This window comes from Micromonospora craterilacus (genome assembly GCF_003236315.1).
Classification (GTDB): domain Bacteria; phylum Actinomycetota; class Actinomycetes; order Mycobacteriales; family Micromonosporaceae; genus Micromonospora; species Micromonospora craterilacus.
The window spans coordinates 1-9,520 of sequence record NZ_POTY01000259.1; the positions used below are offsets into that span (position 1 = coordinate 1).

The following is a 9,520-nucleotide window of genomic DNA, read 5'->3' on the forward strand; positions in this document are numbered from 1 at the left end:
CTGGGTGGGTGGTCGCTGGGTGAAAGGTAGCGGGGTCGCCGCCGCACGGAGAGCGGGCGACGGCGGTCGCGACGACGAGGTGATGAGGAGGCCCGGTGCGTAACCTGCTCAACCTGTTTCGGCCGACTAGACCCAGGCGGGAGGACCGCGCACCGAACGGTGGGTGGTACCGGTCGGAGTCGTGCCTTCCGTTGACCGCCAGACAGATCCGGGATCGGCAGTTCCGGTCGGTGCGGCGCGGGCTGGATCCGGAGGAGGTGCACGCCTTCCTGCACCGGGTCGCCGCGGAGTTGACCGCCGCGCGGCGGGACCAGGCCCACGTCGCCGAGGAGAACGTCCGGATCAAGCAGGCGCTGCGGAGTTGGCAGGCCCGGTTCGCGCCGGGGGTGCGGCGGTGAGCCGCGAGCGATTCGTGGTGCACCTGCCGGTACGCGCCACCGACCTGGCCGCCGCGAGGCGGTTCGCCCGGACGGTCACCCGGGCGCTGAGCTTCTTTCCCGACATCGAGCCGGCCGGCACGACGGTCTCCGAAGAGGATGCCCAGCTCGTACGCCACTGGGTGTTCTGCGACCGTCCGCTCGACGGCGGCGGCCGGTGCTCGCGCGTGGCCGACCACGACGGACCCTGCCAGCTGCCCAGGAGGTGACGTGACCCAGCCGGTCGTGCTCAACCTGGGATCGAGCGTGATCATCAGCCGGCGGCGGTAGTGGCGGGGGGCGACACACGGGCGCCTGCGGTCGTGGGACCGTGGGCCATCGTCGTGCTGGGCTGTCACTGCCTGGTCATCACACTTGTAACCCAGGGCCATCCCACCCTGGTTACTTGTGTGTTTCCGCCACATAGCTCGTGGGTGACGTCACTTCTAGCGTGAGCCGACACATAAGGTTTCCTCCCTCTGAATCCTCACGTGGAGTCGCAATGACGGTCCGGACGACACGGCGGGTGTTCCTGTCCGCCGCCACGATGATGGCCGCGGCGATCGCCGCCACGGCCTGTGGCAGCCCACAGGACACCGCCAACGGCGGCGGCGACAGTGCCGCCCCGGTGAAGGTTGGTCTGGTCTACTCCCAGTCGGGAGCGTTGGCCAGCTATGGAAAGCAGTACATCGAGGGGTTCAAGGCCGGCCTGGACTTCGCCACCAACGGCAGCAACAAGGTGGGCGACCGGGCGATCGAGATCACCGAGGTCGACGACGCCGGTGACCCGGCGAAGGCGGTCTCCGCGGCCAAGGATCTAATCGGCAAGGGCCACAAGATCATTGCCGGCTCGACGGCGTCCGGCGTGGCGCTCCAGGTGGCCCCGATCGCGGCCCAGAACCAGGTTCTGTTCATCTCCGGGCCGGCCGCCACCGACGCGGTGACCGGCGCGAACAAGTACACGTTCCGGTCCGGTCGGCAGTCCTACCAGGACGTGGTGACCGCCAAGTCGTTCATCGGCGACCCGGCCGGCAAGAAGGTCGTGGTCTTCGCCCAGGACGGGGCGTTCGGCGACGCCAACGAGGCGGCCGTCAAGGCCGTCATCGGTGGTGCCGGCGCGACCGTCAGCGCCGTCCGGGCCCCGGCCAGTGCGACCGAGTTCACCCCGTTCGCCAGCCAGATCAAGTCCGCCAAGCCGGACCTGCTCTTCGTCGCCTGGGCCGGCACCACCGCCCCGGCGATGTGGCAGACCCTGGACCAGCAGGGCGTACTCAGCTCCACCACGGTCGTCACCGGGCTGGACATCCGCGCCTCGTGGCCCACCTTCGGCGCGGCCGGCAGCAAGATCTCGTTCCTCTCGCACTACTTCGACGGGGCGAGCGACACCGAGGCGGCCAAGGCCGCGAAGGCGAAGATCCCCGGCGGCACGCTCGACCTGTTCCACCCGGACGGCTTCGCCGCCGCGCAGATGGTGGTCCGGGCCGCGCAGGAGGGCGGCGACGACGTCGACAAGATGATCACCGCGCTGGAGGGCTGGAGCTTCGAGGGCGTGAAGGGCACCATGACCATCCGCGCCGAGGACCACGCCCTGCTCCAGCCGATGTACCAGGCGAGCCTGACCGGCAGCGGCGACACCTTCAACGCCGCCGCCCAGAAGGCGCTCACCGCTGACGAGACCGCCCCGCCGGTTCAGGCGATGAAGGGCTGAGGATCCGATGCTCGCCACCCGCGGTTTGACCTGGCGGATCGGTGAGGTCGCCATCGTCGACTCCGTCCACCTCGACCTGGCGCCCGGGGAGTTCCTCGGCGTGATCGGGCCGAACGGTGCCGGCAAGACCTCGCTGTTCAACCTGATCACCGGCCTGCGCCGGGCCACCGAAGGTCGGGTCACCCTGGACGGGCGGGACATCTCCGCCCTCCCGCCGCACCGGCGGGCCCGCCTCGGGCTGGGTCGTACCTTCCAGGCGTCCTCGGTCTTCGGCTCGCTGAGCGTGCGGGAGAACGTCCGGCTCGCTGTGCAGGCGTACCGCGGGGGTTCGATGAAGCTGTGGCGGCGGGCGGCGGCCGACCGGGGGGTCGCCGCCGCCGCCGACGCGGCGCTCGACCGGGTGGGCCTGGCCCACCGGGGTACGGCGCTGGCTGGCACCCTCGCCCACGGCGAGAAACGCAAGCTGGAGATCGCCCTGCTGCTGGCCGGCGAGCCGCGGGTGATGCTGCTGGACGAGCCGATGGCCGGGGTCAGCGCGGAGGACGTGCCGGAACTGGTCCGGGTGATCCGGTCGTTGACCGGGGACAGCGGGCGGTCGGTGCTGATGGTCGAGCACCACATGGACGTGATCCTGGAGCTGGCCGACCGGATCGCCGTGATGCACCACGGCGCCCTGCTGGCCTGCGACACCCCGGAGACGGTGATGGCCAACCCGACCGTGCAAGAGGCCTACCTCGGGGAGCAGCTGTGACCGTCGAACCGGTGTTGACCGTGGCGGATCTCTCGGTCCGGATCGCGGGGCTGCACATCCTTCAGGGGGTCTCGTTCACGGTGGCCCCGACCGGCGTCACCGTGCTGCTCGGCCGCAACGGCGTCGGCAAGACCACCACCCTGCGCGCCGTCGTCGGGCTGACGCCCCGCAACGGCGAGGCACACGGCACGGTCCGGATGGGCGGGCAGACCCTGCTCGCCCAACCGACCCACCGCCTGGTCCGCGGCGGGCTCGGCTACGTGCCGGAGGACCGGTGCGTCTTCGCCGGGCTCACCGTCGCGGAGAACCTGCGGCTCGCCGAGCGGCGGGGCAGCACGCCGGCGTACGACCGGGTGTTCGCGCTCTTCCCGGAGCTGGACCGGCGCGCCCGGCAACGGGCCGGGTCGCTGTCGGGCGGGCAGCAGCAGATGCTCGCCATCGGGCGGGTGCTGCTCAACGACAACCGGCTGCTGCTGGTCGACGAGCCGACCAAGGGGTTGGCGCCGAAGGTGGTGACCGAGGTGGCCGAGGTACTGGAACGGGTGGCCGAATCCGTACCGGTGCTGCTGGTCGAGCAGAACCTGGCCGTGGTCCGGCGACTGGCCCGCGACGCGGTGGTGCTGGCCGCCGGCAAGGTCGCCTGGACCGGCGACGCCCAGGAACTGCTGCGGGAGACCGAGCTGACCAGGTCGCTGCTCGGTGTCGGCTCGGCGGAGGTGCACCACTGATGGACGCGATCATCCTGTTGACGCTGACCGGGCTCGGCCTGGCCGCCCTGTACTTCCTGGTGGCCTCCGGGCTGTCGCTGGTCTTCGGCCTGGCCGACGTGCTCAACTTCGCGCACGGGCTGTTCCTCGGCGTCGGCGCGTACGCCACCTGGTGGGCGGCCGGGAACCTGCCCGGTGCCGGGCCGGACGGTTTCGGGTTCGTGGTCGCGGTCGCCTTCGGGGTGGCCGCCGGCACACTGATGGCGGTGCTGGTCGAGCTGGTGCTGATCCGGCCGCTCTACTCCCGCACCATCGAGCAGGTGCTGGTCACCGTGGGTCTCTCGCTGGCCGGCGTGGCACTGTTGCAGGCCACCTGGGGCGCGGACGCCCGGCCGTTCCCGCGTCCGGAGTGGACCCGGCAGGTGACCTCGATCCTCGGCGCGCAGGTGCCCAACGGTGGCTTGCTGCTGATCGCTGCGGCGACGCTGGTGCTCGGCGCGATCCTGGCCTTCCTGCGCTGGACCCGGTACGGCCTGATCATCCGGGCCGGGGTGGAGAACCGGGAGATGGTCACCGCGCTCGGCATCGACGTACGCAAGGCGTTCACCCTGGTCTTCGCCATCGGCGGGGCGGCGGCGGCGCTGGCCGGCGCGCTGGGCAGCGTCTACTTCGGCACCGTCTCGCCCCAGCAGGGCGGCTCACTGCTGATCTTCGCGTTCATCGTGGTGGTGATCGGCGGCATGGGTTCGGTGGTCGGGTCCGCGTACGCGGCGGTCGCGGTCGGGCTGCTGCAACAGTTCGTGAACTACTACGGCACCTCCGGGCTGGGCGACATCTGCGTGGTCGCGCTGCTGGCCGTGGTGCTGCTGCTGCGCCCGCAGGGCATCGCCGGAAAGGTGGCAACGGCATGACCGAGGTCAAGAGTCCCGAGACCGCGGCGCCGCCGGCAGCGGTGCCGGCCGAACTGACCGAAGAACCGGTCCGGTGGCACCGGGTACGCCCCTACCTGCCGCTGGTCGTGCTGGCGGTGGCGCTGATCCTGCCGTACTCGACGCTGCATCTGCCGGGCATTCTCGAGGGCGCGCTGAACTCGCCGGGCACCCTGCAACTGCTCGCCGTCTGCCTGGTCTTCGGTGGCCTGGCGGCCGGGTACGACCTGCTGTTCGGGCGGACCGGGATGCTCTCCTTCGGGCACGCCCTGTACTTCGCCGCCGGCGTGTACGGCACCGACATCCTGATCACCCGGGCCGGGCTGCCGCTGTGGCAGGCCGCGCCGCTGGCGATCATCGGCGGGACGATCCTGGCCGGTCTGATCGGCGCGGTGGCGCTGCGTACGGTGGGGATCGCCTTCGCCATGGTGACGCTGGCCTTCGCCCAGGTCGGGGCGATCCTGGTGGCCCGTGACTTCGGCGGGCTCACCGGCGGCGAGGAGGGGCTGCCGCTCGACGTCTCGGGGCTGCCGTCCGGGCTGGTCGGGGTCGCCAACACGGTCAACCTGTACTGGCTGGCGCTGGCGTACCTGGTCGTGGTGGTCTTCGTGGTGCACCGGGTGACCGGCTCGCCGACCGGCCGGGTGCTGGCCGGGCTGCGCGACGACGAGCGGCGCATCGGGGTGCTCGGGTTGGACCCGTACCGGTTCAAGCTGGTCGCCTTCACCCTGGCCGGCGGCCTGGCGGCGGCCGGCGGGGTGGTCTACTGCCTGATCGTCGGCGGCGCCTCACCGCACATCACCAGCAGCGAACTCACCCTGTCGCTGCTGGTCATGGTGGTGCTCGGCGGGCCGGGCACGCGCTGGGGCCCGGTGCTCGGCGGCATCCTCTACATGTACCTGGACCACCGCCTGGTGTCCTTCGGCACCTCCGGCGCGGTGGACGCGCTGCCGGCGTTCCTCAGCCGCCCGCTGTCCCAACCGCTCTTCGTCCTCGGCACCGTCTTCATCCTGGCCGTCTACTTCTTCCCCGGCGGCGTGGCCAGCCTCGCGCCCCGCCTCGCCCTGCTCCGCAACTCCCTCCGCCTCGGCTCACGCCGGGAGAGCTGACTACCCGTTGACGGGGCGACCCAACGGCGGGTCGCCCCGCCACCGCCCGCACCCGTTGGGTCAGCTGTTGAGCAGGTCGTACGCGGCGGTTGGCGCCTTCTGCGCCACGTCGTCGGTGAAGGCGACGATCTCCGGGGCGTTGCCGAAGTCGAAGTACTCGACGACGTACTCCGACGCCTTCTGCTTGCCGGCCGCCGGGATCTCCAGGGTGAGCGAGGAGAGGTTGCCGTCCGGGTCCACGACCGCGGTGAGCGGAATCTGCCCGGCGGCGTCGCCGAGGGTGGCCATCCCCTCCAGGGCGTCCACCAGCTCCGGCTCGGCGGCGAGGTCGAGCAGGCCGGTGTACGTCCCACCCTCGCCGGCCTGGACGTCGGTGGCCGCGCGGATGATCGCCTCGGCGTTGCCCGGGTCGGTGCCCTCGTAGGTGGGCAGGGAATCCGGTCCCTCGATCTTCGTCGGGTCCAGCTCCATCCACTTGGTCGGCAACTTCATCAGCTTCTGGATGTCCTGGGCGCCCTTGAAGTTGACCTTCATCCAGGTGCGCGACTCGACCATCCGGAAGGACATCTCCAGGGTGAAGTCCTTGTCCTTGGTCACGGTGTCGATGTCCATGCCACGGTTCGCCGGGTCGACCACGCCGGAGACGTCGCCCGAGGCGTCGCTGGTGCTGAAGCGGAAGGCCAGGTCCTGCTCGGTCGGTACCGCCGCCAACAGCTCCTGCTTCGGGTCCGGCGGGGCAGCCGCCTCCCGGTCGGACTTGTCGTCGCAGCCGGCCACCAGGGTCGCGGCCAGCAGGGCGACCGCCGTGGCCGCGAGGCGCCGGGTGGTAGCGGTGGTGCCGGTTCGCTGAGTCATTTCGTCTCTCTCCTGGATCGAACGAGAACCGTACGACCTTAAACGCTGCGGGCCGCCGCCGGCATCACGTGCTCGACAGGAGCGAACCCGGGGGGCGGACGCTGGTAGAAATGCCGGATGAGCCAGGAACGGACGGCGGTCCGGCAGCGGGCCGAGGCGGTGCTGCGGCGGCTGGCCGGCGAGGACGCCCGGCTCCGCGAGGACCAGTGGCGGGCGATCGAGGCGCTGGTGGTCGACCGGCGGCGGGTGCTCTGCGTGCAACGTACCGGGTGGGGGAAGTCGGCGGTCTATTTCGTGGCCACCGCGCTGCTGCGTGACCAAGCCAGCCCCGCCGGGCCCACGGTGATCGTGTCGCCGTTGCTGGCGCTGATGCGCAACCAGGTCGACTCGGCGGCGCGGGCCGGGATCCGGGCCCGGACCATCAACTCGGCCAACCTCGACGAGTGGGACGAGATCACCGCCGAGATCCACGCCGGCGCGGTGGACGTGCTGCTGATCAGCCCGGAACGGCTCAACAACCCGGATTTCCGGGACGGCGTGCTGCCGAAGCTGGCCGCCACCACCGGCCTGCTCGTGGTCGACGAGGCGCACTGCGTGTCGGACTGGGGGCACGACTTCCGACCGGACTACCGCCGACTGCGTACCTTCCTCGGCAACCTGCCCGAGCACACTCCGGTGCTGGCGACCACCGCCACCGCCAACGCCCGGGTGACCCAGGACGTGGCCGAGCAGCTCGGCACCGAGCTGGCCGCACCGGCCGCGCACCGGCCGGACGTCCTGGTGCTGCGGGGCAGCCTGGACCGGGAGTCGTTGCGGCTCGGCGTACTCGACCTGCCGAGCCCGGCGCACCGGCTCGGCTGGCTCGCCGACCACCTGGACCGGCTCCCCGGCTCGGGCATCGTCTACACCCTGACCGTCGCCTCGGCGACCGAGACCGCCGAGTTCCTCCGGTCGCGGGGCTGGGCGGTGGCCGCCTACACCGGGCAGGCCGAGGACGCCGACCGTCGCGCCGCCGAGCAGGACCTGCTCGACAACAAGATCAAGGCGCTGGTCGCCACCAGCGCCCTCGGCATGGGCTTCGACAAGCCGGACCTCGGTTTCGTGGTGCACCTTGGCGCGCCGCCGTCGCCGATCGCCTACTACCAGCAGGTCGGCCGGGCCGGTCGGGCCGTCGAGCACGCCGAGGTGCTGCTGCTGCCCGGCACCGAGGACGCGGCCATCTGGCGGTACTTCGCCTCGCTCGCCTTCCCGCCCGAGGAGCAGGTCCGCGCGGTGCTTGCCGCCCTGCACACCGACCGGCCGCTCTCCACCCAGGCCCTGGAACCGCTGGTCGACCTGCGCCGGGCCCGGCTGGAGCTGATGCTCAAGGTGCTCGACGTGGACGGCGCGGTCCGCCGGGTGCGCGGCGGCTGGCTCGCCACCGGCGAGCCCTGGGTCTACGACGCGGCCCGGTTGCGCCGCGTGGCCACCGCCCGCACCGCCGAGCAGCAGGCCATGCTCGGGTACGCGGCGACGACCGGCTGCCGGATGCGGTACCTGCGCGAGTGCCTGGACGACGCGGAGGCGGTCGACTGCGGCCGGTGTGACCGCTGTGCGGAGGCGCTGTTCACGGCCGAGGTGTCACCGGCCGCGCTGGCCGCCGCGCAGACCTTCCTCGGCCGCCCCGGCGTGGAGATCGCGCCGAAGAAGCTCTGGCCGACCGGGCTGGAGTCGGTCGGCGTACCGCTGAAGGGGCGCATCGCCCCGGCGGAGCAGGCGCTGCCCGGCCGCGTGGTCGGCCGGCTGTCGGACCTCGGCTGGGGTGGGCAGCTGCGTGAGCTGGTCGGGCCGGGCGCGCCGGACGCCGCCGTGCCCGACGACGTGGCCGCCGCCGTCATCGAGGTGCTCAAGGCGTGGGCGCACGGCGACGACCCGTGGCCGAGCCGGCCGGTCGGGGTGGTCGCGGTCGACTCGCGTACCCACCCGCTGCTGGTCGGCTCGTTGGCCGACCGGGTCGCCGCCGTCGGGCGGCTGCCGCTGCTGGGCCGGGTGAGCTGGGCCGGTCCGCCGGCCGCCGCCGGCCCGCGCGGCAACAGCGCCCAGCGGGTACGCACCCTGCACGGTGCCCTCGCGGTGCCTGAGGCGCTGGCCGACGCCCTCGCCAACCTGGCCGGCCCGGTGCTCCTCGTCGACGACCTGGTCGACTCGGGCTGGACGATGACCATGGCCGCCCGCGAACTCCGCCGCGCCGGCGTCCCCGCTGTGCTACCCCTGGCCCTCGCCGTCGCCGGCTGACCATGCGATCCGAACCACGGCTGGTCGGACCCGCCGGGCGGCCGACGGGTCCGACGGTACGGTGGGCGCATGGCTGACCAGGAACCCGACGCGCCCGTGCTCGGGTCGGTCCGGGTCGCTCGCCGGCCAGCGGCGGGGGAGGGCGACGACGCCGGCGCGCCCCCTGCCGTGTCGCACCGGCTGGACGGGGTCTCGGCGGTGCCGGACCGGCCGGACGGGGTCTCGGCGGTGCCGGACCGGGCCACGCTGCGGCTGGCTCTGGTGGTCGCCGGGCTGGTGCTGGCCGTGCTGGTCGGCTTCGGGCTCGGTCGGCTGAACAACGGCGGGGTGGCGGTCGCGGTGGGCGGGGCGGACAGCGCGCTGGCCGACCACGCCCACGCCCCCGGCCTCGGGGCGCATTCACACGGCGCGGACCAGGCCGCAGCGGCCGAGGCGGGTGGCCTGGCGGTCAGCCGGGACGGTTACACGCTCATCCCGCTGGCCGCCGAGTTCACCGCCGGCCGTGCGGGTGAGCTGCGGTTCCAGATCCGGGACGGGCAACGCCGGGCGGTCACCCGGTTCGCGGTCGTGCACGACAAGCCGATGCACGTGATCGTGGTGCGCCGCGACCTGACCGGCTACCAGCACCTGCACCCCACCATGGCGGCGGACGGCACCTGGTCGGTGCCGCTGACCCTGCCGCAGCCCGGCATCTGGCGGGCGTACGCCGATTTCACCGCCCTCGCCGACGACGGCCGGCAGACGGCCACCACGCTCGGCGTGGACCTGGTC

The 9,520-nt window shown here is 72.5% G+C and carries 10 protein-coding genes; 9 read left to right on the top strand and 1 reads right to left on the bottom strand.

Going from position 1 to position 9,520, the window contains the following annotated elements; all coding sequences use genetic code 11:
- Positions 1-191: 191 nt before the first annotated feature.
- From C1I95_RS28500 to C1I95_RS28530, 7 genes are all read left to right on the top strand, one after another.
- Positions 192-398 (top strand): DivIVA domain-containing protein, encoded by a 207-nt coding sequence (locus C1I95_RS28500; protein ID WP_233513945.1) that lies wholly within the window; start codon positions 192-194, stop codon positions 396-398.
- Positions 395-646: a hypothetical protein gene (locus tag C1I95_RS28505; protein ID WP_111218423.1), complete on the top strand. Its 252-nt coding sequence runs from the start codon at positions 395-397 to the stop codon at positions 644-646. The genes C1I95_RS28500 and C1I95_RS28505 overlap by 4 nt, the downstream gene beginning before the upstream one ends.
- A gap of 272 nt (positions 647-918) precedes the next feature.
- A complete protein-coding gene (locus C1I95_RS28510) occupies positions 919-2,124 on the top strand; it encodes a substrate-binding domain-containing protein (RefSeq protein WP_111218425.1) in 1,206 nt (401 codons plus the stop codon).
- 7 nt (positions 2,125-2,131) lie between these two features.
- Positions 2,132-2,875 carry an ABC transporter ATP-binding protein gene (locus C1I95_RS28515; protein ID WP_111218427.1) on the top strand — a complete coding sequence of 248 codons (744 nt, stop codon included), beginning with the start codon at positions 2,132-2,134 and terminating at the stop codon, positions 2,873-2,875.
- The gene (locus C1I95_RS28520) at positions 2,872-3,603 is read left to right on the top strand and encodes an ABC transporter ATP-binding protein (protein ID WP_111218429.1); all 732 of its coding nucleotides are present in this window, start codon (positions 2,872-2,874) and stop codon (positions 3,601-3,603) included. The genes C1I95_RS28515 and C1I95_RS28520 overlap by 4 nt, the downstream gene beginning before the upstream one ends.
- Positions 3,603-4,493 carry a branched-chain amino acid ABC transporter permease gene (locus tag C1I95_RS28525; RefSeq protein WP_111218431.1) on the top strand — a complete coding sequence of 297 codons (891 nt, stop codon included), beginning with the start codon at positions 3,603-3,605 and terminating at the stop codon, positions 4,491-4,493. Before C1I95_RS28520 ends, C1I95_RS28525 begins: the two co-directional genes overlap by 1 nt.
- Positions 4,490-5,620, top strand: coding sequence for a branched-chain amino acid ABC transporter permease (locus tag C1I95_RS28530; protein ID WP_111218433.1), 1,131 nt, complete (start codon positions 4,490-4,492; stop codon positions 5,618-5,620). Before C1I95_RS28525 ends, C1I95_RS28530 begins: the two co-directional genes overlap by 4 nt.
- 60 nt (positions 5,621-5,680) lie before the next feature.
- Here the strand turns inward: C1I95_RS28530 and C1I95_RS28535 are convergent, their stop codons facing one another.
- The gene (locus C1I95_RS28535) at positions 5,681-6,475 is read right to left on the bottom strand and encodes a hypothetical protein (protein WP_111218435.1); all 795 of its coding nucleotides are present in this window, start codon (positions 6,473-6,475) and stop codon (positions 5,681-5,683) included.
- 117 nt (positions 6,476-6,592) lie between these two features.
- On the opposite strand from C1I95_RS28535, the gene C1I95_RS28540 reads away from it, so the two are divergent.
- Together C1I95_RS28540 and C1I95_RS28545 are read left to right on the top strand one after the other, a co-directional pair.
- Positions 6,593-8,749 (top strand): RecQ family ATP-dependent DNA helicase, encoded by a 2,157-nt coding sequence (locus C1I95_RS28540; protein ID WP_111218437.1) that lies wholly within the window; start codon positions 6,593-6,595, stop codon positions 8,747-8,749.
- Positions 8,750-8,818: 69 nt separating this feature from the next.
- A partial coding sequence (locus C1I95_RS28545; protein WP_499877993.1) for a DUF8832 domain-containing protein occupies positions 8,819-9,520 on the top strand: 702 nt, incomplete at its 3' end.

Excerpts from the sequence above, each read along its gene's own strand:
- C1I95_RS28515 (WP_111218427.1), top strand. The coding sequence starts at position 2,132 with ATGCTCGCCACCCGCGGTTTGACCTGGCGGATCGGTGAGGTCGCCATC.
- C1I95_RS28535 (WP_111218435.1), bottom strand. The coding sequence starts at position 6,475 with ATGACTCAGCGAACCGGCACCACCGCTACCACCCGGCGCCTCGCGGCC.
- C1I95_RS28525 (WP_111218431.1), top strand. The coding sequence starts at position 3,603 with ATGGACGCGATCATCCTGTTGACGCTGACCGGGCTCGGCCTGGCCGCC.
- C1I95_RS28540 (WP_111218437.1), top strand. The coding sequence starts at position 6,593 with ATGAGCCAGGAACGGACGGCGGTCCGGCAGCGGGCCGAGGCGGTGCTG.
- C1I95_RS28530 (WP_111218433.1), top strand. The coding sequence starts at position 4,490 with ATGACCGAGGTCAAGAGTCCCGAGACCGCGGCGCCGCCGGCAGCGGTG.
- C1I95_RS28510 (WP_111218425.1), top strand. The coding sequence starts at position 919 with ATGACGGTCCGGACGACACGGCGGGTGTTCCTGTCCGCCGCCACGATG.